This is a genomic window from Stenotrophomonas sp. OVS01A, assembly GCF_019969775.1.
Taxonomy (GTDB): Bacteria; Pseudomonadota; Gammaproteobacteria; order Xanthomonadales; family Xanthomonadaceae; genus Stenotrophomonas; species Stenotrophomonas indicatrix.
The window spans coordinates 173,032-197,168 of record NZ_JAHXYV010000002.1; the positions used below are offsets into that span (position 1 = coordinate 173,032).

The 24,137-nt window shown below is 65.3% G+C and carries 22 protein-coding genes; 13 read left to right on the forward strand and 9 right to left on the reverse strand.

Translation table 11 applies throughout. The features are described 5' to 3' along the window. The first annotated feature begins 77 nt into the window (after nucleotides 1-77). From LC407_RS09660 to gcvH, 5 genes are all read left to right on the forward strand, one after another. The gene (locus LC407_RS09660; RefSeq protein ID WP_025877780.1) at nucleotides 78-821 is read left to right on the forward strand and encodes a FadR/GntR family transcriptional regulator; all 744 of its coding nucleotides are present in this window, start codon (nucleotides 78-80) and stop codon (nucleotides 819-821) included. 121 nt (nucleotides 822-942) lie between these two features. After that, nucleotides 943-1,902 carry an SPFH domain-containing protein gene (locus tag LC407_RS09665; RefSeq protein ID WP_025877782.1) on the forward strand — a complete coding sequence of 320 codons (960 nt, stop codon included), beginning with the start codon at nucleotides 943-945 and terminating at the stop codon, nucleotides 1,900-1,902. A 1-nt stretch (nucleotide 1,903) separates the two neighbouring features. Next, a complete protein-coding gene (locus LC407_RS09670; RefSeq protein WP_025877784.1) occupies nucleotides 1,904-2,338 on the forward strand; it encodes an NfeD family protein in 435 nt (144 codons plus the stop codon). Between the two features lie 640 nt (nucleotides 2,339-2,978). Next, entirely contained in the window at nucleotides 2,979-4,091 is a 1,113-nt protein-coding gene (gene gcvT, locus LC407_RS09675; protein ID WP_223482742.1) for a glycine cleavage system aminomethyltransferase GcvT, read from the forward strand. Nucleotides 4,092-4,185: 94 nt separating this feature from the next. After that, nucleotides 4,186-4,581, forward strand: a complete 396-nt coding sequence (gene gcvH, locus LC407_RS09680) for a glycine cleavage system protein GcvH (RefSeq protein ID WP_025877788.1) — start codon at nucleotides 4,186-4,188, stop codon at nucleotides 4,579-4,581. Nucleotides 4,582-4,864: 283 nt separating this feature from the next. Here gcvH and LC407_RS09685 read toward each other — a convergent pair whose 3' ends face one another. After that, nucleotides 4,865-5,245, reverse strand: coding sequence for a hypothetical protein (locus tag LC407_RS09685; protein ID WP_133119355.1), 381 nt, complete (start codon nucleotides 5,243-5,245; stop codon nucleotides 4,865-4,867). Nucleotides 5,246-5,357: 112 nt separating this feature from the next. On the opposite strand from LC407_RS09685, the gene LC407_RS09690 reads away from it, so the two are divergent. Then, entirely contained in the window at nucleotides 5,358-5,885 is a 528-nt protein-coding gene (locus LC407_RS09690; RefSeq protein ID WP_025877789.1) for a hypothetical protein, read from the forward strand. A 63-nt stretch (nucleotides 5,886-5,948) separates the two neighbouring features. Here the strand turns inward: LC407_RS09690 and LC407_RS09695 are convergent, their stop codons facing one another. After that, nucleotides 5,949-6,869 (reverse strand): LysR family transcriptional regulator, encoded by a 921-nt coding sequence (locus tag LC407_RS09695; protein WP_223482743.1) that lies wholly within the window; start codon nucleotides 6,867-6,869, stop codon nucleotides 5,949-5,951. Between the two features lie 111 nt (nucleotides 6,870-6,980). Here LC407_RS09695 and LC407_RS09700 point away from each other — a divergent pair, with 111 nt between their 5' ends. After that, a complete protein-coding gene (locus LC407_RS09700; protein WP_134832961.1) occupies nucleotides 6,981-7,739 on the forward strand; it encodes an SDR family oxidoreductase in 759 nt (252 codons plus the stop codon). Nucleotides 7,740-7,856: 117 nt separating this feature from the next. Here LC407_RS09700 and LC407_RS09705 read toward each other — a convergent pair whose 3' ends face one another. Then, nucleotides 7,857-9,257: a serine hydrolase domain-containing protein gene (locus tag LC407_RS09705; RefSeq protein WP_223482744.1), complete on the reverse strand. Its 1,401-nt coding sequence runs from the start codon at nucleotides 9,255-9,257 to the stop codon at nucleotides 7,857-7,859. Nucleotides 9,258-9,544: 287 nt separating this feature from the next. Here LC407_RS09705 and LC407_RS09710 point away from each other — a divergent pair, with 287 nt between their 5' ends. Then, the gene (locus tag LC407_RS09710; protein ID WP_025877797.1) at nucleotides 9,545-10,873 is read left to right on the forward strand and encodes an MFS transporter; all 1,329 of its coding nucleotides are present in this window, start codon (nucleotides 9,545-9,547) and stop codon (nucleotides 10,871-10,873) included. Nucleotides 10,874-10,949: 76 nt separating this feature from the next. Beyond that, nucleotides 10,950-11,300: a DUF1304 domain-containing protein gene (locus LC407_RS09715; RefSeq protein ID WP_025877799.1), complete on the forward strand. Its 351-nt coding sequence runs from the start codon at nucleotides 10,950-10,952 to the stop codon at nucleotides 11,298-11,300. A 499-nt stretch (nucleotides 11,301-11,799) separates the two neighbouring features. Here LC407_RS09715 and LC407_RS09720 read toward each other — a convergent pair whose 3' ends face one another. From LC407_RS09720 to LC407_RS09730, 3 genes are all read right to left on the reverse strand, one after another. Then, the gene (locus LC407_RS09720) at nucleotides 11,800-12,267 is read right to left on the reverse strand and encodes a hotdog fold domain-containing protein (protein ID WP_154880955.1); all 468 of its coding nucleotides are present in this window, start codon (nucleotides 12,265-12,267) and stop codon (nucleotides 11,800-11,802) included. Nucleotides 12,268-12,339: 72 nt separating this feature from the next. Continuing rightward, nucleotides 12,340-14,817 (reverse strand): acyl-CoA dehydrogenase, encoded by a 2,478-nt coding sequence (locus LC407_RS09725; protein WP_025877803.1) that lies wholly within the window; start codon nucleotides 14,815-14,817, stop codon nucleotides 12,340-12,342. After that, nucleotides 14,814-15,731, reverse strand: a complete 918-nt coding sequence (locus LC407_RS09730) for an alpha/beta hydrolase (protein ID WP_032974951.1) — start codon at nucleotides 15,729-15,731, stop codon at nucleotides 14,814-14,816. The genes LC407_RS09725 and LC407_RS09730 overlap by 4 nt, the downstream gene beginning before the upstream one ends. A 142-nt stretch (nucleotides 15,732-15,873) precedes the next feature. On the opposite strand from LC407_RS09730, the gene LC407_RS09735 reads away from it, so the two are divergent. Next, complete coding sequence (locus LC407_RS09735) at nucleotides 15,874-16,476, forward strand: TetR/AcrR family transcriptional regulator (protein ID WP_223482745.1); 603 nt, start codon at nucleotides 15,874-15,876, stop codon at nucleotides 16,474-16,476. Nucleotides 16,477-16,614: 138 nt separating this feature from the next. Here LC407_RS09735 and LC407_RS09740 read toward each other — a convergent pair whose 3' ends face one another. The 3 genes from LC407_RS09740 to LC407_RS09750 all read right to left on the reverse strand — a co-directional run bounded on the left by LC407_RS09740 (nucleotide 16,615) and on the right by LC407_RS09750 (nucleotide 21,617). Then, entirely contained in the window at nucleotides 16,615-19,374 is a 2,760-nt protein-coding gene (locus LC407_RS09740; RefSeq protein ID WP_223482746.1) for a TonB-dependent receptor, read from the reverse strand. A 374-nt stretch (nucleotides 19,375-19,748) separates the two neighbouring features. Next, nucleotides 19,749-20,603: a hypothetical protein gene (locus tag LC407_RS09745; RefSeq protein ID WP_223482747.1), complete on the reverse strand. Its 855-nt coding sequence runs from the start codon at nucleotides 20,601-20,603 to the stop codon at nucleotides 19,749-19,751. A gap of 120 nt (nucleotides 20,604-20,723) precedes the next feature. Further along, a complete protein-coding gene (locus LC407_RS09750; RefSeq protein WP_140227781.1) occupies nucleotides 20,724-21,617 on the reverse strand; it encodes an Hsp33 family molecular chaperone HslO in 894 nt (297 codons plus the stop codon). Between the two features lie 77 nt (nucleotides 21,618-21,694). Here LC407_RS09750 and mtgA point away from each other — a divergent pair, with 77 nt between their 5' ends. The 3 genes from mtgA to LC407_RS09765 all read left to right on the forward strand — a co-directional run bounded on the left by mtgA (nucleotide 21,695) and on the right by LC407_RS09765 (nucleotide 23,960). After that, nucleotides 21,695-22,444, forward strand: a complete 750-nt coding sequence (gene mtgA / locus LC407_RS09755; protein ID WP_025877813.1) for a monofunctional biosynthetic peptidoglycan transglycosylase — start codon at nucleotides 21,695-21,697, stop codon at nucleotides 22,442-22,444. 105 nt (nucleotides 22,445-22,549) lie between these two features. After that, on the forward strand, nucleotides 22,550-23,569 hold the full coding sequence (locus tag LC407_RS09760; protein WP_025877815.1) for a glycosyltransferase family 2 protein: 1,020 nt from the start codon (nucleotides 22,550-22,552) through the stop codon (nucleotides 23,567-23,569). After that, the gene (locus tag LC407_RS09765; RefSeq protein ID WP_025877817.1) at nucleotides 23,529-23,960 is read left to right on the forward strand and encodes a CBS domain-containing protein; all 432 of its coding nucleotides are present in this window, start codon (nucleotides 23,529-23,531) and stop codon (nucleotides 23,958-23,960) included. The genes LC407_RS09760 and LC407_RS09765 overlap by 41 nt, the downstream gene beginning before the upstream one ends. Nucleotides 23,961-24,137: the final 177 nt, after the last annotated feature.

A 24,137-nucleotide genomic window follows, 5' to 3' on the forward strand; every position in this document is an offset into this window, starting at 1 on the left:
GCCGTCGCTCCAACCGGACCCGCACCGTGCCCGGTGGCCGGGGACGGGCCCGGAGGGAACCGCCAAGGGTCAGCCGCATGTCCGCCAACCGTCTCTACCAGACCATCGCCGCCAAGCTCCGCAAGCTGATCGAGGATGGCGAATATCCGTCGGGTTCGCGCCTGCCGGGCGAACGTGAACTTGCCGAACGCTTCGGCGTCAGCCGGGTCACCATCCGTGAGGCGGAAATCGCCTTGGAAGCGCAGGGCTGGATCGCGATCCGTATCGGTTCGGGCGTCTATGTGAAGCCGCGCCCGGCCCAGGCTGCCGGTGGGCTGCCCGATATCAGCGCCTTCGACCTGACCGCGGCGCGTGCCGTGTTCGAAGCGGAAGCTGCAGCGCTGGCGGCAAGCAATATCGATGAGGCCGGCATCGCCGAGCTGCAGGTGCTGGCTGAAGCGCTGTGCCGGCGTGACCTTACCGATGAAGAGGCCGGCGACTACGACCGCCGCTTCCACCTGGCCATCGCCCGCCTGTCGGGCAACCCGGTGGTCGAGTATTTCGTGCAGCAGATCTGGCGCATGCGCAGCGAGCTGCCGCGGGTGACCGAGGTCTACGCACGGGTGTGCCATGACGATGGTGCCAGCCGCGCCGACGAGCACATGGCGATCTTCGAGGGGCTGCGCGCGCGCGATCCCGTCGCTGCACGCAATGCGATGCGCCATCACTTCCAGCGCCTGTTCGAGGCGATGCTGGAGGCGACCGAAAGCCAGGCGCTGGCCGAGATCCGCCGGCAGACCCAGCAGGACCGCGAGCGCTTCCTGGCCACGACCCGGATCTGAGCGGGTTCATCCTGCAGCGCCGGGCCACGCTCGGCTGCTTTCGGCTGGAACGTGCGGTACCCGCATCGCCTGCATCCACGCGCTATGCTGGGCTCCGGACGTCTCCCATAAGGAAAGCGCGATGTTCCCGACCATGTTCTTCAGCGCGGTGCTGGCCTTCGTGGCCGTGGTCATCCTGTTCAAGGCAGTGCGGATGGTGCCACAGGGCTATGAATGGACCGTCGAGCGGTTCGGCCGTTACACCCACACCATGTCGCCCGGCCTGCATTTCCTGATCCCGATCGTCTACGGGGTGGGGCGCAAGGTGAACATGATGGAACAGGTGCTGGACGTGCCTGGCCAGGAAGTGATCACCAAGGACAACGCCGCCGTGCGCGTCGATGGCGTGGTGTTCTTCCAGGTACTGGACGCGGCCAAGGCCGCCTACGAGGTATCGGTGCTGGAAGTGGCGATGATCGCCCTGGTGCAGACCAACATCCGTACCGTGATCGGCTCGATGGACCTGGATGAATCGCTCAGCCAGCGCGAGGTGATCAACGCCAAGCTGCTCAGCGTGGTCGATCATGCGACCAACCCGTGGGGCGTGAAGGTCAACCGCATCGAGATCCGCGACATCCAGCCGCCGCGCGACCTGCTCGATGCGATGGCACGGCAGATGAAGGCCGAGCGCGAGAAGCGCGCGCAGATCCTCGAGGCGGAAGGTTCGCGGCAGTCCGAGATCCTGCGTGCCGAAGGCGAGAAGCAGGCTACGGTGCTGGAGGCGGAGGGGCGGCGCGAGGCCGCATTCCGCGACGCCGAAGCACGCGAGCGCCTGGCCGAAGCCGAAGCCAAGGCGACCCAGGTGGTGTCGGCGGCGATCGCCGACGGCGACGTCCAGGCCATCAACTACTTCATCGCCCAGAAGTATGTGGAAGCGTTCAAGGAACTGGCCACGTCGCCGAACCAGAAGCTGGTGCTGATGCCGATGGAGGCCAGCGGAGTGATTGGTTCGATCGCCGGCGTGGCCGAGCTGGCCAAGCAGGCCCTGTCCAACCAGGAAACCCGGCCGCCGGCAAAGCGGCCGCCACCGATCGGAGGCTGACATGCGCTGGGAAGTCGTTGCCTGGGGTGCGTTGGCCTTGCTGCTGTTCGCCGCCGAAGCGCTGGCGCCCGGCGCGTTCATGCTGTGGATCGGCATCGGTGCGGCGGCGGTGTTCGCGCTGGTAGCGGTGTTCGCCGATATCCCGGTGCTGTGGCAGGTGGTCGCTTTCGTGGTGCTGAGCGTGCTGTCCATCCAGTGCTACCGGCACTGGGGCAAGCCGCGTGCGCGGCAGAGCGACGCGCCGCTGCTGAACCGCCGCGCTGAACAACTGGTCGGGCGGGTGGTGCCCTTGCAGCAGGCCATCGTTGCCGGGCAGGGCAGGGTCAGCATCGACGACGCGTCGTGGCAGGTGAGTGGGCCGGAGCTGCCGGCCGGCACGCTGGTGCGGGTGGTGGCGGTGCAGGGCAGTGCGCTGGTGGTCGAGGCGGTCGCCTAGGGTTTCAAGCCAACGGCGCAGCCCCTCGTGAATTGGCCGCTTGATGCGTCGGGGTCTGTTTGTTGGGTCGGGCGGGTTGGGTTCGCGGGGGACGCCGTGAACCCATCCCTGGGGGCTTGGCCGCGGCATCCATGCCGCGGACACCCCCGCGAATCCAACCCGCCCGACCTCCGACAGTTTCCGTGTGCTTCCAGACCACGGAAAAGAAATCAAAGGCGGGAAGCAAACGCCGGTCGCTGCGCTCTGTCTGGCCGGGGTCGGATCCCTTTCCGCAGGAAAGGGCTCCGACCCTTCTCTCCATATATGTATCGACATCCACAACCGCTCTTGCCTTCCGTCCCGTCACCGGGAACTCCGGAAGGGAGGGGCAGCGTGGGCGCGCGGGGGTGTCCGCCGCATGGATGCGGCGGCCAAGCCCCCAGGGATGGGTTCACGGCGTCCCCCGCGTGCCCACGCTGCTCCGACCAAGCCGAGAGAACCCAGAGCCGACACGCTTCGGCTTTGCGCTTTGCGCCCTGGCTTGTAGAAAGCGCCCGCCGGCCGCAGGCCGGCCAACATCCCCCCGCTGCGCTGCGGCGCGACCTGCGGCCGACCGATCTGGGATAATGCGCGTTCTTGTTTCCTGCTGCCGGACCCGGTCATGACCCAGAAGACGCTGCTCAACGATACCCACCGCGCCCTTGGCGCCAAGATGGTCGATTTCGGGGGTTGGGACATGCCCATCCACTACGGCTCGCAGCTGGACGAGCACCACCTGGTGCGTCGTGAGTCGGGCATGTTCGACGTCAGCCACATGACCGTGGTCGACCTGCGCGGCGACCAGGTCAAGCCGTTCCTGCGCCGCCTGCTGGCCAACTCGGTCGACAAGCTCAAGGCCACCGGCAAGGCGTTGTACTCGTGCATGCTGAATCCGCAGGGCGGCGTCATCGACGACCTGATCGTCTATTACCTGGGCGAGGACTTCTTCCGCATGGTGGTCAACGCCTCCACCCGCGAGAAGGATCTGGCGTGGCTGCGCGAGCAGGCTGCGCCGTTCAACGTCTCGGTCGAACAGCGTCCGGACCTGGCGATCCTCGCCGTGCAGGGGCCGCAGGCGCGCGACATCGTCATCGGCCTGGCCCGCGAAGCCGACCGTGAGTCGCTTGGCAAGCTCGGCCGTTTCGCCGCGCTGCAGGTGCAGTCCGACGACGGCGTTGAACTGTTCGTCGCCCGCACCGGCTACACCGGCGAAGACGGTTTCGAGATCCTGCTGCCGCAGGATGCCGTGGTCGCGTTCTGGAACCGCCTGCTTGCTGCCGGCGTGAAGCCGGCCGGTCTTGGCGCGCGCGATACCCTGCGCCTGGAAGCCGGCATGAATCTGTACGGCCAGGACATGGACGAAGCGATCAGCCCCTACGAAGCGGCGCTGGCCTGGACGGTGTCGTTGGACGAGGGTCGCGACTTCATCGGCCGCGACGTGCTGGAGGCGCAGAAGGCGGCTGGCAACGCACGTCAGATGATCGGCCTGGTGATGGATGAGAAGGGCGTGCTGCGCCATGGCCAGGCGGTCACCACTGCCAGCGGCCAGGGCGAGATCCTGTCCGGCACCTTCTCGCCGACCCTGGCCAAGGGCATCGCATTCGCGCGCGTGCCGGCCGGTGAACTCGGTCAGGTCACCGTCGACATCCGCGGCCGTCAGGTGCCGGTGCGGGTGGTCAAGTTCCCGTTCGTGCGCGAAGGCCAGGCCCAGCCCGGCGTGCTTGGCGACGCCTGATCCAAACATGCCGGTCGTCACTGCCAGCAGTGGCGGCCGGTTGGTTACACTAGCCCCGTTTTTTCCACCCCCTGCATATCTCTGGAGCAGTCCCATGAGCGAGATCCCCGGCGACCTCAAGTTCCTCAAGTCCCATGAGTGGGCCCGTGTCGAAGGCAATGGCCGCGTGACCGTCGGTATTTCCGACCACGCCCAGGGCCTGCTGGGTGACCTGGTCTACGTCGAGCTGCCCGAAGTCGGCGCGACCGCCAAGGCCAACGAGCAGATCGCGGTCGTCGAGTCGGTGAAGGCCGCCTCCGACGTCTACAGCCCGATCAGCGGCACCATCGTCGAGGTCAACTCGGCACTGGCCGACAAGCCGGAAACCATCAACGAAGACGCCTACGGCGATGGCTGGATGTTCGTCGTCGAAGTGTCCAACAGCGACGAGCTCAACGAGCTGCTGGACCCGGACGCGTACGCCGAAGGCCTGGAAGACGAAGAGCACTGAGTCGTCGTTTCCCCGGTACGAAAACGGCCACCCTCGGGTGGCCGTTTTCGTTTTGGAGGAGGCTTCGAACTTATGCCGGCCGGTTCGCCGCATGCCATCGCCATGGCATCAGTCGGTGTTGAGCGCGGCCAAAAGGCGTGCGCAGTTTTGCGCAAATCCGCGTTTCCACCCCCGCGGCGGCGCGCCCGGATGTGAAAAGTTTTTGGCCTTGTTGCAGGTCCGTTGTGCTGGCGTTGGCGCGTGCGCTGCCATGCATGGCCGCGCCGCCGCGTAGCGTTCTGCTTCAGGCCCCTACATGACGCAGAGTGCTTATTTCAAGTGTTTTTTCTTCGCTGTTCGTGCGCAGTTGATGGCAGCGACGATGCGCGATGCAGTGTTTGCCGGCGCTCGCGGAGGAACATCGGCAGGCGCGGGAAGGGCTTCCGGGACGCGGCGGATGTGAAAATTTTTCGCGGGGGTTGTTGACAGTAAAAAAAACCGTGATTAGGTTTCGCCTCAGCAGACCTTGCCTGCCAAACCGAGTGCGCAGAATCAATCGTCCGATGCGAAGCAGCCCCTCGAAGACCACCGCGATCCTCAAGACGGTGGACATGGCTCCGCTTCCCCCGGAGAAATGCAAGGCGACCCCTGTTCCGATGCCTGCTCCGCCGATCGTGGCGGGCATCACCGCATCCGTAACGGCGCGCCCGACGCGCCGGCGGTCCCCGCACGCAGCATGGGCGGGTTTGATCCACCTGGGCGTTTCAACTCCCTATCACTGACGAGGAGCCATCACCATGGCAACCAAGAAAGCTGCGAAGAAAAAGCCCGCCGCCAAGAAAGCGGTGAAGAAGGTCGCCAAGAAGGCCGCTGCCAAGAAGGCAGTGAAGAAGGTCGCGAAGAAGGCGACCGCCAAGAAGGCAGTGAAGAAGGCTGCCAAGAAGGTCGCCAAGAAGGCCACGGCGAAGAAGACAGTGAAGAAGGCTGCGAAGAAGGTAGCCAAGAAGTCCGCTGCCAAGAAGGCCGTAAAGAAGACCGCGAAGAAGGCCGTCAAGAAGGTAGCCAAGAAGGCCACCAAGAAGACTGCCAAGAAAGCCGCCAAGAAGACCACTGCCCGCAAGCCGGCCAAGAAGGTCGCCAAGAAGGCAGTGAAGAAGGCGACAAAGAAGACCGCCAAGAAGGCAGTGAAGAAGACTGCGAAGAAGGCGACCAAGAAGGCTGCCCCGAAGAAGGCTGCCAAGAAGGTTGCCAAGCGCAAGCCGGCCGCCCGCAAGAAGAAGGCCGCTCCGGTGGCCCTTCCGGCAACTCCGGCACCGCTGATCTAAGTACTTCCCGATAGCCGTACCCTGAGACCCCTTCCCCGACTGCCCAGCGGGGAGGGGGTTTTTTTATGGGCTGCCTGCGCCTGGCCAGCTGCGTTCACCCGCTGCGTCGCAGGGAAACCGCTCGACCAGGAAATCCACGAAGCTGCGCAGCCGGGTGGAGTGATACCGGTCGTGCGGATAGACCACGTGCATGGGCCGACCGTGCCGGCCATGTTCCGGCAGCAACGGGACCAGGCTACCCGCATCGATGTCTGCTGCCAGCAGCAGGCTCGACTGCAGGATGATGCCCTGGCCCTGCAGCGCGGCCAGTCGCAACGCTTCGCCGTTGTTGATCTGCAACCGTCCCGAAGGCGGCGCTGGCAATGCCACTTCGTTGCCCAGCCAGTGCGACAGCGCAGCCGGATCCAGAGACAGGCATTGATGCTGCTGCAGCTCCTGCGCGTTGTGCGGCGTGCCATGCCGTGCGAGATAGGCCGGCGATGCACACAGGGTCAGCCGGTAGGCGCTGAGCGGACGCGCTACGAGATGCGTGGCGTCGGCCAGCGTGCCGATGCGGATGGCGGCCTCGAACCCCTCATCGGCCAGTTCGACCACGCGATCGGTCAGGACCAGTTCGACACTGACCTCGGGGTAGCGGTCCATGTAGGTCGACAGTGCCGGCACCAGCGCATGCGTGCCGAAGATCACCGGTGCACTGATCCGCAGCGTGCCCGCCGGTGCCAGGTGGTGATGCTGGGCCTGCGCATCGGTTTCCTCCACCAGGCGCAGGATCTCTTTGCAGCGGCCGTAGTAGGCCTCACCGAAAGCGGTCATGTGCTGCCGACGGGTCGTGCGGTTCAACAGCTGCATGCCCAGCCGTTCTTCCAGGGCGCGCAGGTGCTTGCCGGCCATCGTCGCGGAGATGTCCAGTGCCGATGCCGCGGCACTCAGGCTGCCCTTTTCCACGGCCAGCACATAGACCTGCATGCTCTCCAACAGGTTCATCTGACACCCCGGGTTCTGAATGTTGAAACCTCGCCGGAGTTTATCAATCGAGGGTGTTCAAAGAGCATGTCCGCACGGCCAGATGGGCCGGCAGAACTGGCAGGGCAACACATGAAACTGGATCTTGAAGGACGTACCGCGCTGGTCACCGGCGCAGGCAGTGGCATCGGCGCAAGTGTTGCGCGGGTACTGGCGACGCAGGGTGTGCGCGTGGCGATCACCGCGCGGCGGCAGGCGCCGTTGCAATCGGTGGCGGCCGCGATCGAGGCGGCGGGTGGACCGGTACCCGTCGTGTTGGTGGGCGATCTGACCGACGCCGACGATGTGCAGCGCATCGCCAGCGCTTCGCTGCAGGCGCTGCAGCACGTGGACATCCTGGTCAACGCGGCCGGTGGCGCACGGTTGGCCGGGGTGGCCGCAGCAGACGAGGTGTGGGACGAGGCGATGGCACTGAACTTCTCGGCGGCACGACGGCTGACGCAGGCGTTGCTGCCGTCGATGCGGGCCAATGGCTGGGGGCGTGTGATCAACCTCAGCGGGTCGATGGAGCCGCGTGCGGTGAATGCCGCGAGCCCGGCGAAGGCGGCGCTGCATCTGTGGAGCAAGGGGCTGTCCTGCGATGTGGCGGGCGAGGGCATCACCATCAACTCGATCGCGCCGGGGCGGATCAACAGCGCGCAGATCCTGGATCGGCTGCATCCCACCGAAGAGAGCCGGCGTGAGTTCATCGCCCGCAACATCCCGATGGGGCGTTTCGGCGAACCAGAGGAGGTGGCGCACCTGGTTGCGTTCCTGGCGTCGCCGTTGGCGGGGTACATCACCGGGGCGGTGATTCCGGTGGATGGCGGAATGCACTACTTCGCCCACTAGCATCCCGGGCGCGCCTGATTCTACGAAACGGTGAAGGCAGGGATGCTCAGCGCTGCGTAAACAAGCGAAAAGGGCGACCCGTAGGCCGCCCTTCTGTTTACGGTCGAGCTAGCCAGCTCAGCGCGGCGAGGCCACCGCGCGGTTGCCCGAAGCGCCCTTGCCCTTGCGCTTGTCCTGCTGTGCCGGGGTGGCGCCCTCGGCCATCAGGTTGTCGCTGCCGAAGTCGGTGTCCACGTCCAGCCAACGCTGCGACGGCAGGCCGAGGGCTGCGTCGAGCACGGTCGGCAGCAGGCCGCTGGGCAGGCCGCTTTCGCCGTTCCACATGATGGCGATGCCGAGGTCGCGCTCGGGCACCAGTGCAACAAGGCCACGGTAGCCCTGCACCGCGCCGGCATGGAACACGACATCGTGACCGGCGTAGTCGAAGGTGCGCCAGCCCAGCGCGTAGCCGGCCGAGTGCAGGCGTTCGCGGCGCCAGCCCGAACGCATCTCGCCCGGTGTGTTGATCAGGCTGGAGTGCAGCGTGGCCAGCAGCGGCGCCGGCAGCACGTCCGGACGGTGGCCGGTATGGGCCAACAGCCACTGCGCCATGTCACTGGCACTGGCGTTGACGCCGGCAGCAGGGGCGACGCGGTAATAGGTCGGCTTCGGCGTCAGCGATACCCAGCCATTGCGGCTGCGCACGTGCGGGCGCGCCCAGCGCGAGCTGGCCTGGATGCCGGCCAGGCCGAGGCTGGCATCGTTCATGCCGAGCGGCTTGAAGATGCGGCGTTCGACCGACTGCTCGTAGAAGCTGCCGGAGGCGGCATACACGACGTCGCCGATCAGGCTGAAGGCCACGTTCTGGTAGGCGTAGCAGTCGCCCGGCAGGCACTTCAGGCTGGTGTTGGCCAGCTTCTGGGTGAGCGCGTAGTACTCGGCATTGCCTTCGATGTCGCGGTCATAGGCGTTGTACGGCAGACCGACGCGGTGGCTGAGTACATCGGCCACGGTCAGGCGGTCGGTGGCCTCCGGCGAGTTCAGGCGGAAGCCCGGCACGTAGTCGGTGACCTTGCTGTCCCAGCGCAGGGTGCCATCGTTGACCAGCAGGCCGGCCATGGTGCCGGCGAAGGCCTTGGAGAGCGACGCCAGGCGGAACACGGTGTGGGCATCGACCGGCAACGGGTTGTTGACGTCGGTGACACCGTAGCCGCGCGCGCTGAGCACGCGGCCGCCCTGCACGATGGCTACTGCCATGCCCGGCACGCGCTCGCCATAGGTGAGCTGCTGCGCCATCGATTCGATGTTGGCGACGTTGAAACCGGCAGCGGGCAACTGCACCTGCGACACCAGCCCGGTGCGGTAGGCCGCAGGCTGGGTGTGGGCGACGGCGCCACCGGCAGCGGTTTCGATGTTGGTCGGCATCGGCGGCAACGCCGGCGGGGTCTGCGCGGTGGTGGACAAGGCAAGGGGCATCAACATGCCCAGCAAACCGGTGGCCGCCGAACGGATCGGACGACGCAGGCTGTTCTTTTTCATCGGTTGGAACCCGTGCGCGACTGCTGGGGATGATTCTAGCGCCGCTTTTCGCCTGTGCACAAACAAAGCGAAGATGAATGCGCATCTCGTTGAAAAAGTTGGATTTTTGACGCCAGAAAAGCGTGTATCACAAGGTGTCTGCCGGGCCGGTCCGTGACACTGCGTTGCAGCCATCGGCGCCGCCTGCGCTGGCGATGTTGCAGTGCATTGGATAACGTACGCGCTTCACTGCCCCCGGAGCCTGCCATGCCGCTGTCCAACCGCCGTTTGCGGGCGAGGGGAGCCGCGTGAGCGCGGCGCGGGAGAGCGGGGCACTGAAGGGCCTGCTGGCCGCGCTGCGCGAGTCGCCGGCGCTGTGGTGGTCGTTCCTGTACTTCTTCTGCCTGCTCAGCGGCTACTACGTGCTGCGGCCGGTACGCGAGGCGATGGCCGCTTCGGCCGACCTGGAGACGGTGTTCCCGGCGGCGTTGATCGCTTGGTTCGCCAGCCATGGCATCGCCCTGAAGGACTTCGTCCTGCAGTTCCTGTTCTCCTGCGTGTTCGTGATCATGCTGGTGCTGCAGCCGGTCTATGGCTGGCTGGTCAGCCGCTTCCCGCGGCGGGTGTTCCTGCCGGCGGTGTACGGCTTCTTCATCGCCACCCTGCTGGGCTTCTACGCACTGTTCGACAGCGGCGTACCGGGGCGGGGCATGGCGTTCTTCTTCTGGATCACCGTGTTCAACCTGTTTGCGGTCGCGGTGTTCTGGAGCTTCATGGCCGATGTGTTCTCCAATGCGCAGGCGCGGGCCTACTACGGCTACATCGGCGCGGCCGGCACTGTTGGCGCCTTCCTCGGCCCGATCATCACCAGTGCGCTGGTGCAGCGGGTGGGCATCGCCAACCTGATGCTGGTTTCGGCCGGCTTCCTGGTCGTGTGCCTGTTGTGCATCTGGCGCCTGCGCCACTGGGCGGTGCTGCGCGAGCGTGAGCAGCAGCTGGTGTCGGGTGAGCAGCCGATGGGCGGCAGCGTGCTCGATGGCCTGAAGCTGATCGTGCGCGAGCCCCTGCTGCGCTGGCTGGCGATCATGGTGGTGTTCGGCGTGGGTGTCGGCACCTTGCTGTACAACCAGCAGGCCAGCATCGTGCGTGCCTCGTTCAACGATGCAGGCGCTGCCACAGCCTTCTTTTCGCGCATCGACCTGGCGGTGAACGCGCTGGCGCTGTTGATGCAGCTCGGGCTGACCCGCTGGCTGCTGTCGCGCCACGGCATCGCCCCGGCGTTGCTGATTCCCGGTTTTGCGATCCTGATCGGCTTCTCGGTGCTGGCCGCATCGCCGATGCCGCTGATGGTGGCGGTGGTGCAGGTGATGACCCGCGCCAGCGAGTTCGCCCTGGCCAAGCCTGCCCGCGAAACCATCTACACCCGCGTGGACCGGCAGTGGCGCTACAAGGCCGGCGCGGCGATCGACACGGTGGTGTACCGCGGCGCCGACCTGACCTTCGCCTGGCTGCACAAGGGGCTGTCGTTGTTCGGTTCGCACGTGGTGTTCATCGGTGGTGTAGCCGTCGCCGGCTTGATGACCCTGGCGGCGTTCGGTGTGCTGCGCGAAGAGAAGAAGCTGCCGCGCGACCGCTGATTTTCCGGGGTCGGATCCCTTTCCCGCAGGGAAAGGGATCCGACCCCATTCTCCATCCCTGTCCAAGGAACTGCCCATGTACTGGATCGCGCTCGCCCTGACCCTGCTGGTCGCCCTGCTGCACCTGTATTTTCTGGTGCTGGAGATGTTCCTGTGGACCCGGCCGCTGGGCCTGAAGACGTTCCGCAATTCACCGGAGAAGGCGGAGACCACGCGCGTGCTGGCGGCCAACCAGGGCCTGTACAACGGCTTCCTGGCGGCGGGCATCGTGGTGGGGCTGGTGCTGGCGCAGCCGGTGCTGGTGACGTTCTCGCTGGTGTGCGTGGTGGTGGCGGGGTGCTATGGCGCCTACAGCGTGAGCCGGCGCATCTTCATGATCCAGGCGGTGCCGGCGATCCTGGCGTTGGTGTTTCGCGCACTGGCGTGATTTCCGGCCAACGGCACAGCCCCTCGTGGGTTGGTCGCGTAGAGCAGTTCATGTGTTTGGTGGGACGGGTGGGCCGTGCAGGGGACGCTGCAAGTACGTCCTTGTAAGCTCGATGGCGCCATCCATGGCGCCAACGCCCCTGCACGGCCCACCCGTCCCACCCTTGACAGGTTCCGTGCGCGGCCAGCCCACGGAGAAGAAAAGAAGATCAAGAGCAACAGCGGGTCGCTGCGCTCGTGGGTTCTGCGCGCATGAAAAAAGCGGCCGCCGGGCCGCTTTTTTGCTTTTGCTCTTCTTTTTCTCTTGCGTGGATGGACGCCGCAGCGATCTGTCAGAGGCCGGAGGGGTGGGATGCGCAGGGGCGTAAGCGCCATGGATGGCGCGCCCGAGCCTACAGGGACGTATTCACGGCGTCCCCTGGGCATCCCACCCCTCCGGCCCAACCGATGAACCGCTTTTCAGCATCCACCCACGAGGGGCTGCGCCGTTCGCGGCAACATCACTTCGCCGGCGACACCCACATGTCGATGACCGCGCTGAACACCTCCGTCCCCCCGCGGTCGCGGACACTCACCGTCACCGGCAACGCATAGCCTTCGGTCGCCACCACGATCGGCTGCGCCGGCAATGCCGTCGCCTGCAGCGTACCGCGCGCCTTGGCCAGGTACTGCACCTGCATGCCCTTCGGGATCCAGCGCATGCCCTTGGGCAGCGACGCATCGACCATCAGCCCGGCGGTCAGTTCGGCCAGGTTGCACATTGCGATCGCGTGCACCGTGCCGATGTGGTTGCGCACCCTGCGGCGGTCGGCCAGCGTGCCCTCGCAGCGGCCGTTCTCCAGGCGCGTGATGCGCGGGGCGATGCTGGCGAAATAGGGCGCCTTGAAGCACACCGCGCGCGAGAACAGCCAGGTACCGGCAGGCCAGCGCTGCAGGCGGTGGTAGAGCGAAAGCAGGGGCGTGGACATGGCGGTTTCCGGTTGGCGGACAAAGCGACGGCGGGCCAGGCCCGCCGTCGAGGCAACGCGTGTCGCGGGCGATCAGGCCGCCTGCGAGTGCGGGTCCTTGTTCTGGCGGTCGTAGTAGCTGGCCGCGCGCAGTTCGTGGGTGTCGAAGTCGTCCACGGTGATGGTGTCCAAGGTCAGCGTACGCAGCTCTTCCAGCAGGCTGCGCTCGTCCTGGGTGATCACGCCTTCGGCCACGGCCTCGTCGAGCTGGCTGTTGAAGTCCAGCGCCTCGATGCCCTTGCTCTTCAGCGCCTTCAGGAACTTGCGCTCCACCGGCTCGGCCATGATCGCCTTGCTCAGGTAGCTGTTGATGCGGCCACCGGGGTTGTTCTCGCACGGGGTCAGGAACACGCCGCTGGCGAGGCGGTCGCGGGCTTCGTTCGGGGCCATCAGCAGCGCAGCCACGCGACGGCTCAGGCGGTCGCCGGGGGCCTCGGCACGACGGCCCAGCGGGAAGATCAGTGCCCACATCAACCAGCCGATCGGACGGATCGGGAAGTTGCGCAGGGCAGCCGACAGCGATTCCTCGATCTTGTGCACGCTGTCATGGAAGGCCCAGGCCAGCAGCGGCTGGTCCGCCTGCGGCGCGCCTTCGTCGTGGTAGCGCTTGAGCATGGCGCTGGTCATGTAGACATGGCTCAGCACGTCGCCCAGACGGCCGGACAGCGATTCCTTGAACTTCAGCTTGCCGCCGAGCGTCATCATCGAGATGTCGGCCATCAGCGCCAGGTTGGCCGAGTAACGGTCCAGCTTGCGGAAGTACCGGCGGGTGTAGGCGTCGCCCGGGGCAGCGCCGAAGCGTGCGCCGGTCAGGCCGAACCAGAACGAACGAACGGCGTTGGAGATGCCGTAGCGGATGTGGCCGAACAGGCTGCGGTCGAAGTCCTGCAGGCCCGCACGGGTGTCGGGGTCCTGCGCGGCCTTCATTTCCTTCAGCACCCACGGGTGGCAGAGGATCGCACCCTGGCCGAAGATCAGCAGGCTGCGGGTCATGATGTTGGCGCCTTCCACCGTGATGGCGATCGGCGCGGCCTGCCAGCTGCGGCCGGCGAAGTTGCGCGGCCCCAGGATGATGCCCTTGCCGCCGATCACGTCCATCATGTCCGAGATCACTTCGCGGCTCATGTTGGTGCAGTGGTACTTGGCGATCGCCGACGGCACCGACGGCACGTCACCGCGGTCCACAGCAGCGGCGGTGGCTTGGGACAGCGCGCTGATCTTGTACGCCTTGCCACCGATGCGGGCCAGCGCTTCTTCCACGCCTTCGAAGCGGCCGACCGACAGGCCGAACTGCTTGCGGATGCGCGCATAGGCGCCGGTGACCGCGGCACCCGCCTTGGCACCGCCGCTGGCGGTGGAAGGCAGGGTGATCGAACGACCCACGGCCAGGCACTCGTTGAGCATGTTCCAGCCCTTGCCGGCCATCGCAGCGCCACCGATCAGCTGGGTCAGCGGAATGAACACGTCCTTGCCGCGGATCGGGCCGTTCTGGAACGTCGAGTTCAGCGGGAAGTGGCGACGGCCGATCTCGACGCCGGCGGTCTCGCGCGGCAGCAGGCCCAGGGTGATGCCGATATCGCGGGTCTGGCCGATCAGGCCATCCGGATCGTACATGCGGAAGGCCAGGCCGATCAGCGAGGCGACCGGCGCCAGGGTGATGTAGCGCTTGTCGAAGGTCAGCTTGACGCCGAGCACCTGCTCGCCGTTCCACTCGCCCTTGCAGACGATGCCGTAGTCGGGAATGGAGGTCGCATCGGAGCCGGCGAACGGACCGGTCAGGCCGAAGCAGGGCACTTCGCGGCCATCGGCCAGACGCGGCAGGTACTGGTCCTTCTGTTCCTGGGTGCCGTAATGCACCAGCAGTTCACCCGGGCCCAGCGAGTTGGGCACGCCGACGGTGGAACTGACCACCGAAGACACCGAGGCCAGCTTCTGGATCACCTTGTGGTGGGCCAGCGCGGAGAAGCCCAGGCCGCCGTATTCCTTCGGAATGATCATGCCGAAGAACTTGTTCTTCTTGATGAAGGCCCACAGTTCCGGCGGCAGGTCGGCATGGACGTGGGTGATTTCCCAGTCGTTGACCATCGTGCACAGCTGTTCGACCGGGCCATCGAGGAAGGCCTGTTCTTCAGCGGTCAGCTGCGGCTTGGGGTAATTCAGCAGGATGTTCCAGTCCGGATCACCGGTGAACAGTTCGCCTTCGAAGCCGACCGAGCCGGTTTCCAGGGCGATGCGCTCGGTCTGCGACAGCGGCGGCAGCACCTTGCGGAACACCTTCATCATCGGGCCGGTCAGCAGCGGCTTGCGGATGAACGGCAGCAGCAGCGGCACGACGATCACGGCCAGTATCGCGGCAGCGACGATCGTGGCGGTCTGGTTGACGTAGGGGATGAACCAGCAGGCCACCAGCAGGGCCACGCTGATCAGCGTCCAGGTCAGCAGGCGCATGCGGTGGTAGGCGACGAACGCGCCTGCCAGCAGCAGGGCGAGGAAGGGAATGACGAGGCTCATGAGCGTGCTCCGGTGACGTGCTCGTTTATGGCGGACGAAGCTGCAGCATCCGCTGCGGGCAACACGTCCAGATAGTCCAACACAGTAGCGGTAAAGGCGTCGTTGTCATCACCGGCGACCATGTGCGTGGCCTGCGGCAACTGTACGTGGCGTGCGTGTGGCGCCAATGCCAGGAATTCGGCCACCGTCTGCGGGGTGACCAGGTCGCTGCGGCCACCGCTGACCAGCAGCAGGGGGCACTTCACCTGGCGCGCGGCTTCGGCCAGTGCGTCCTGGTGCTGCTCGCTGTCACGGGCCAGTTCGGCCACCAGACGCGGGTCCCAGTGCCAGCGCCAGCGACCGTGGCCATCTTCGCGCAGCAGGGCGCGCAGCGAGTCTTCGGACTTGCGCGGGCGATGCGGCACATAGGCCGAAATCACATCGGCAGCCTGCGACAGCGAGGCGAATCCTTCCGGATGCGCGGTCATGAAGGCGAGGATGCGCTCGACGCCAGCGGTATCCCAGCGCGGGGTGATATCCACCAGCACCATGGCCGAGAACAGGCCCGGCCAGCGTGATTCGGCCAGCAGGCCGAACAGGCCGCCCATCGAGGCAGCCACCAGCACCGGCGGTCGCGGTTGTTCGCCGGCCAGCACGATCAGGTCATCGGCGAACTGCTCGCCGTGGTACGCCAGATCGGCCGCATTCCAGTCGGAATCGCCGTGACCCCGGGCGTCGTAAGCCAGGGTCTGCAGGCCGGCTGCCGACAACGCCTTGGCCGTCGTCGTCCAGGCATGGCGGGTCTGGCCAAATCCATGCGCGAACAGTACGCGCCCGCGACGGCCCGAGGTACTGGCGGTTGCCGTCAGCGAGGCACCGTGGGCGGCCTCCAGGCGCAGGTCATGGAATGCAGCGGGAGTAGGGGACATAACCATACTTGCTAGTATGGATGGGTTCGGCGGGATGTCAATACTGCAGGGTATGGTTTGCTGCGGAAATGCCTCTCGGCCCGGCTGCCGACGGTTTCGGCCGCAACCGCGTACTGCAACGAACCCCGGCGTATGGTTAAATCAGCACATGAATCAACCTGACGCTTCCGCCGGCGAACCGCGTGCCGGCCGCAACGGCCGCCTGAGTGCCGAAGACTGGGCCCAGGCGGCCCTCGATCTGATTGCCGAGCAAGGTGTGAGCGCCGTCGCGGTGGAGCCGCTGGCGCGCCGCCTTGGCGTGACCAAGGGCAGCTTCTACTGGCACTTCCCATCGCGTGATGCGCTGCTGCAGGCCGCACTGGAACGCTGGGAACTGTTCGAGCAGGAACAGGTGTTCGGCAGCCTGGAAGACGTGCCGGATCCGCGCGTGCGCCTGCGCCAGCTGTTCCAGATGGTGGCGCACGAAGTGCAGCCGCACATCATCTACAGCGAGCTGCTGAAGGCGCTGGACCATCCGATGGTGCGGCCGGTGATCGACCGCGTGTCGCAGCGACGGCTCGATTACCTGATTGCCTCGTTCCGCCAGGCGGGCCTGAGCTCGACCGATGCGCGCCATCGCGCACGCCTGGCCTACGCCGCCTATGTCGGCTTCCTGCAGTTGTCGTTGCAGCTGCAGCAGCCCAAGCAGGCGCGCGAGGATTTTGAAGCGTATGTCGAGCATCTGATCGACACGCTGATTCCGAACGGCTGAGGCGTTCTTCATCGCTGGATGCAGAAAGGCCGCGGCAGTGCCGCGGCCTTTTTCGTTGGTGTTGACGCCAGCAGCGAACGTACAAAAAACAACGGCCCCTTGCGGGGCCGTTGCTGCATCAGCCGATCAGTGGAGCGATCAGAACTTCTGCTTGTACTGCATGTACATGTAGCGGCCCGGCAGGTCGTACTGCGGGTCGAACATGTTGTACGAGGTCGAGTACGAGACCGGCGGGTGCTTGTCCCATGCGTTGTTCAGACCCAGCATGATCGTGCCCTTCCACGGGGTGTTGTAGCGCACCTGGATATCGTGGTAGGTGGTCGAGGCCATGTGGTTCTTGCCGTTCTGGCCGTCGGAGCAGTAGCCCACCAGGTCGGCGTCACGCACCGGATCGAACGGGCACTCTTCGGTCATGCCCGACTTGTAGCGCAGACCGTAGTTCACGCCGAAATCGCCGTAGGACCAGTCGACGTACAGATTGGAACGGATGCGCCAGTACGGATCCTGATCGAGGTAACGACCTGCGCGGCCATCCAGCGGAGCATCGTCGGTGGACTTGGTGTCCCACTTGGCGAGATAGGTGCTGTCCCAGCTGATGGTGAACTGGCCGAACGAGGTTTCCGGCAGCTTGTACAGGATGCCCAGATCCCAGCCTTCCACCTTGTACGAGGACAGGTTCTGCAGCGGCATGTCGACGTTGGTGATGGTGTAGCGCTGGGTCGCGGTGCCGTAGGTCGGGTCGCGGGTGATCAGGCCGCAGTAGGCTGCCTGTTCCTGCGGCGAACCACCGTAGCAGCGATCCATGATGTCCTGGATGGCCGGGCGGGTGATCGCATCTTCAATCTCGATCTGCCACCAGTCCAGGGTCACGTTCAGGCCGTTGACGAAGCTCGGGCTCCACACCAGGCCCAGGGTCTTGCTGGTCGAGGTTTCCGGCTTCAGATCCGGATTCGACTTCCAAGTGAACGCTTCCGGCGTCTGCTTGTTTGCACCGCTGCCGGCACCCGGCTGCTGGAAGTTCGCCGGTACGCCTTCAGCGGCGCACTGCGCAGCCACGGCACCGGTGCGACGACCACTGGAGGCCGAGCATGGATCGGCATAGGTTTCGAACGAATCGGTGTCGCCGCGGTACAGGTTGTTGATGCTCGGCGCGCGGAAGCCTTCGGAGTAGTTACCACGCACCATCAGGTCGTCGATCGGCTTCCAGCGGAAACCAAACTTGTTGTTGGTGGTGTTGCCGAAGTTGCTGTACTTCGAGTAGCGCGAAGCCACGCTGAAGTCGAGCAGCTTGGCACCCGGCAGGTCAGCCAGCACCGGGATCGACAATTCGACGAAGAATTCGTCCAGATCGTAGGAACCCTTGGTCGGAGCTGCGCCATTGCCGGTGCTCAGGCCTGCGGCGATGAACGCATCAGGGTCGAACTGGCCGGTTTCCTTGCGATACTCGTAACCTGCGGCGAAGGCCAGTGCACCGGCCGGCAGCTGTACGATCTCACCGGAAAGGTTGGCGTAGTAACCACGCGAAACCAGGCTGGCCGAGTCATGCGCCGTGAACGAGGCGTAGTCCAGGGCTTCCTGCGAGATCGAGCCCAGACCACCCAGCGGGTTCATCGGCACGCAACCCGGGATGATGTCACCGCCTGCAGAGGTCAAACATACGGCGCGGCCATCGCGAATGGCAGAAGGGCCATAGGCTTCGCCCAGACGCTGGACGTTGAACAGACCGTAGGTCAGGTCGTTCTGGTCGGTCTTGTCGTAGCGGTAGCCGACATCCCAGTCGAAGTTGCGATCGGCGAATTCGAAGAACCCTTCGAAGCCGCCGTAGAAATGCCAGTTCTTGACGTTCTGGTTGAACGAACGACCGCCGGTTTCATTGAAACGGCGATTGACACCGCTCAGCTCTTCACCATACGGGTTGTAGATGCTGTCCGCGCTCAGGTCCATGCTGGTCACCGGCATGGCGGCAAGCAGCTGCTCGGATTTGCGCTCGTTATACATCGCCTCGGTACGGAAGGTGATGTTGTCGGTGACGTTATACGAACCGGTTGCGAACAGCGAAGTGCGTTCCTGCGGGGTCAGCAGGTAGTTGTCCGGCGCAGTGTTGTAGCCATGCACGTTGCCGTCAAACAGCGTTTCCACGCCGTTGATGATGACGTAGCGTTCGTCATTGCGGATGTAAGAGCCCGGGATACCGGTGCCGCTCTGGCCACTGAAGAACGGCGGGCCACCGGCGGAGATCTTGCGATCGCCGGCCATGACGCTGCCTTCCTTCACGTAGGACGCGCCCAGCACCAGCGATGCGCGATCGGTGGTGGTGCCGATGCTGAAGTCATAGGCTTCACGCTCGCCGTCGCCCTGGCTGTACTGGCCCTTGTAGACGTTCGCTTCGGCGCCGTCGAAGTTCTGCTTGGTGATGATGTTCACCACGCCGGCGATGGCGTCCGAACCATAGATGGTCGAAGCGCCGTCCTTCAGGACGTCGATGCGCTCGATCATCGCGGTCGGGATGGTGTTCAGGTCGACGCTGCCGTCCAGGCCGGTGGTCCAGCGACGGCCATTGACCAGCACCAGGGTGCGTTCGGCACCGAGGTTGCGCAGGCTGACGCCGGCCGAACCGTCACCGCCGTTGTTGAAGGTGCGGTTCAGCGCAGCGCCGTTGGCCGAGATGCGCTGCAGGATGTCGGCGACCGAGGTCACACCCTGCTTTTCGATGTCGGCGCGGGTCAGGCTCAGGACCGGCTGCGAGGTTTCGATGTCGGTGCTCTTGATGCGCGAACCGGTCACCGAGATGCGATCCAGGTTGGTCGCTTCCTGCGCCTGGGCCGTTACGGACGTCGCCGCACCGGCGATCAGCGCGACGACGACAGCGTCACGCAGCTTGTTGGACTGGAAATTCATTGGCTCTCTCTCTCCAAGAAATCTTGGCTGGGGTAGTGCCTGCGCGGCGGTGCCAAAAAGAAGGCTCCAAAATCGCGAGGCTGAATCGATAGTAACGGCCCCCAGCCAAAAATTAAAGCTGCGTTAATTCACGCTGTGGTTACACATGAATGCGCTTTGATTTCTTTTATTTCAATGAGTTATCTGGATGTGGGAAGGGACGCAACCGCGCCTGCCTGCCCTCAACGCACAAAAAAGTTTCAGTTGATGCATGTCGTGATGTATCCGTTTGTAACGGATAGGTGCTTTTCGCACTTGACAGATGTGTCCAGAAACAATTCGGGCGCCCCTGGGCGCCCGATGTTCAACACAGCTTGTTCGCGGTCGATGAGCGACTACAGATCCTGCTCGTAGCGCACGTACGGCACGGTGCCGTCATCGTTGCTTTCGTTGCGCGGGGAGAACGGGTTCTTGCCGCGGCTGATGACGTTTTCCGCGCCGACGGTGAGCTGGCCGGACCACGGGGTGCGCCAGGTCAGGCCGATGCCCAGGCCTTCCCACTTGCCGGGCTTGCCGGGAACGTCAACCACGCGGCCGATGATGCTGCCGCTGAAATTGCCGTAGCCGGCGCCCAGGCTCAGGCTCTTGCTGTCCCATCGGTCAACGATGGCCGGTGAGGCGTCGGCCAGGGGTACCAGGCGTGCCTTGGCATAGGTGCCGGCGATGGAGACAAAGCCTTCGCGACCGATGTTCTTCTGCGCGAACACGGTCAGGTCATTCTGTTCGGCGCGCAGCGACGGGGTCTTGCTGGGCGTGGCCAGCCAGGCGGGCAGGGCCTCGCGGCCGGTGCCGGCAGTGATTCCCAGGCGGCCGGTGCCACGGTTGAGCGCGGCGGTACCCGTCAGGCGCCGGTTGGAGCCGATGGCATCATCGTCGTCGCCCAGGCTGGCCAGCATGCAATGGCTGGCCAGTCCGCTGATGCTGGAGCCGCTGCTGCTGTTGCACAGCAGGCCGAGCGAGTCGCCCGAAGACAGGCCGAACGCAGCATCGAGCGAATTGCGGCCGAAATGCCAGCGTGCGCCCACGGCCTGCTCGCCGGTCGGTTCCAGGTACAGCAGGGCCTCGACCTTGCCACTGCCCTTGTTCCAGACCGGAATGACGGTGCGGGTGTCCTTGCTCTGCGCGTGCACGCCCGTGATCGCGCCAAGGGCGATCAGCAGGGCCAGCGGTAGACGCAGGAAGGTACGCATCGGACCAGTTCAGACAGGGACGGGCAGTGAAAGTTCCCGCTGGGGCGGGAACTCGATCCTAGGGTGTTTATGAATTCTTAACAAGCCTTGTTCCTCCCCAGATACAAGACTCATTGGGTATTACTGAAGTCGTTCAGGTGCCGGTACAGCCCCCTGGGCACCGTGGAACAGTATGCCGAACTCCGTCAACGGAAAGTGATACTCCTGTCCGCAGAATTCGCAACGTACGTCTACGGCGCCGGTGTCTTCGGCAGCCGCACGGGCCTCTTCCTCGCCCAGCGAGAACAGCATCGAGGCGACCCGTTCACGCGAGCAGGAGCAGGCGAAGGACAGGGCCTTGTCACCCACCAGCTCCGCCTTCTCCTCGTGGAACAACCGGTGCAGCAGTTCCTCGGCCGGGGTGGCCAGCAGCTCCGCCTTGCCCAGGGTGTCGAACAGCGCGCTGGCGCGGGACCAGCCATCGTCGTCGCCTTCGTCGCCCGGCAGCTTCTGCAGCAGCAGGCCGGCAGCACCGTCGCGGCCGGCGGCCAGCAGCAGTCGCGTCGGCAGCTGCTCGGACTGGCGGAAGTAGTCTTCGAATGCTTCATCCAGTTCCGGCGCGGTCAGTGCGACCAGGCTCTGGTAGCGCTGCGGTTCGCGCGGGTCCAGGCCGGGATTCTCGATGGTGATGGCCAGCAGGGCGTCCTGGCCAAGGTCGGTCAGGTCGCGGGGGGCGTCACCGCCCTCGGCAATCTGGACGATGCCACGCAGGGTGCCGGCGGCGGTGCATTCGGCGAACAGGGTACGCAGGGCGGTATTGCTGCGCAGCTGGATCGACAGGCGGCCGTCCACCTTGGTGTGGCCGGTGAACAGGGCCGATGCCACGCAGGCTTCGCCGAGCAGTTCGGTGGCGCTGTCCGGATACTCGCCGTGGGACTGGATGTCCTGCCAGGTGGCCTGCAGGCGCACGTGGACGCCACGGACACCGGCGTCGGGGAGCAGGAAACGGATAAGGGAATCGGATTGGGCGGTCATCGGCTCACATCGCGCGGAAACGGGGATGGTTGCCGGATAATGCGCCGACAACCAGGCATAAGAAGGATGCACCAGTAATGGGGGCAGGGGGAGAGCAGGACAAGGTAGTGGCCGCCGCCGACGCGGCACCGCGCAGGCGCTGGCGCTGGAAGCGGCTGCTGTGGCTGCCGGTGCTGTTCGTGGCCTTCAGCTGCCTGCAGGTGCTGGTGCTGCGTTTCATCGATCCGCCACTGTCCACGGTGATGGTCTGGCGTTTCGGTGAGGCACTGGGTGAAGGCGACTGGTCCTACCGGCTGCACTACCAGTGGCGGGACCTTGACCAGATGGCGCCGAGCCTGCCGATTTCGCTGGTGGCCGCAGAAGACCAGCGCTTCCCCGACCATAGCGGGTTCGACCTGCAGGCCATTGAAAAGGCGCGCGACCACAACGCGCGGGGCGGGCGCCTGCGCGGGGCCAGCACGATCAGCCAGCAGGTGGCCAAGAACCTGTTCCTGTGGCAGGGCCGCAGCTGGATCCGCAAGGGCCTGGAGGTCTGGTACACGGTGCTGATCGAAGCCTTCTGGCCGAAGCAGCGGATCCTGGAGATGTACGCCAACATCGCCGAGTTCGGCGACGGTGTGTATGGCGCCCAGGCAGCGGCGCAGACATTCTGGGGCAAGGACGCCGCGCGGCTGAGCCCTGCCGAGAGCGCGCGTCTGGCGGCAGTGCTGCCGGCGCCGCGCCGCTACAACGCGGCCAAGCCAGGCCCCTACGTGCAGCGTCGTGCGGCGTGGATCCAGCGGCAGGCACGGCAGCTGGGTGGAGCGGGGTACCTGGCGGAGGACTGAGGGGCCACGACCCCAGATGTCCGTGGTGCCTTCCGATGCGGGAAGCGGGTATTTCGAACGCTGGACTGACGGGCTGCATCCCCGTCAACGACGTACAATCCGGCGATGACTCGTGAGCGTCTTACCTTCGTCATCGCCGCACACAACGAAGAGCTGGTGCTGCCCCAGCTGCATCCGCGATTGTGCGCGGTACTGGACGGCCTGGCCGGAATCGATGGTCACATCCTGTACGTGGATGACGGCAGCAGTGACACGACCTGGTCGTTGATCGCCTCGCTGGCCCAGGCCGACCCGCGGGTATCGGCGCTGAAGCTGTCGCGCAACTTCGGCAAGGAGGCGGCGCTGACCGCCGGCCTGGACCATGTGCGCGAAGGCGCGGCGATGATCCTCGACGCTGATGGCCAGGACCCGCCGGAACTGGTGCCGCACTTTGTCGAACGTTGGCGGCAGGGCTACGACAACGTCTACGGCACGCGCCTGGTACGTGACGGTGAGAGCTGGAGCAAGCGTGCTGCCGCATCGGTGTTCTACCGGGTGATTGGTCGCCTCTCGCGCACGCCCATTCCGGCCGATACCGGCGATTTCCGCTTGTTGTCGCCGCGCGCGCTGAGCGCATTGCGCGAGATGCGCGAACGGCACCGGTTCATGAAGGGGCTCTTCAGCTGGGTCGGTTTCCGCCGCGTGGCGGTGCCGTATCACCGGCATGCCCGTTTGGCCGGCAGCAGCAAGTTCAGCCTGTGGCGGCTGTGGAACTTCGCACTGGAAGGGATCACCGGCTTCTCGACGGTCCCGCTGCGGGCGGCCACCTACATGGGGCTGGCCACCGCAGGCGTGGCCTTCGTGTTTGCCATCTGGGTGATTGCGAAGGCAGCGTTGTACGGCGACCGGGTGGCCGGGTGGCCGACCATGATGGCGGTGATCCTGTTCCTCGGGGGCGTGCAGTTGATCGCGCTGGGGCTTATCGGCGAGTACCTGGGACGCCTGTACGAGGAGTCCAAGCAACGGCCGTTGTACCTGGTTGACGCATGGTTGGCCCCTTCCGTGGCAGACTCGGAGCTGCAACCCACCCTGGGAGGGCAGGCAGATGACGTCGGTACGGCAACTGTTGGACGGCAAGTCCCCTGAAGTGCATGCGGTCGCGCCAGGCGCGGCGGTGATCGATGCGATCCGGTTGATGGCGCAGAAGGGCATCGGCGCGGTGCTGGTGATGGATGGCCCGCGACTGGTCGGGATCCTCTCCGAGCGTGATTACGCACGCAAGATCGTGCTCCACGATCGTTCGTCGCGTGACACCGCAGTGTCGGAAATCATGACCGCGAAAGTAGTGACGGTGAGTCCCGGTGAGCAGGTGGAACACTGCCTGCAGCTGGTGACCGATTACCGCATCCGCCATCTGCCGGTGGTCGAGGGCGGGCAGGTACTGGGGGTGATTTCCATCGGTGACCTGGTGAAGTCGGTGATCGATGCGCAGCGGCGCGAGCTGGATCAGCTGCAGCAGTACATCGTGGCGGGGTGAGTTCTGTCGCTGGCGGGCCTGCGGCCCGCCGGCCCGCTTTTTCAAGCAACTGCCAAAGCCAAAGCCAAAGCCAAAGCCAAAGCCAAAGCCAAGGCAGCGCCTGCCTGACATGCCGGGGAGGCGGAGGGCATGGCCGTGCAGGACACGCCGTAAACCCGTCCATGGGGGCTCGATGGC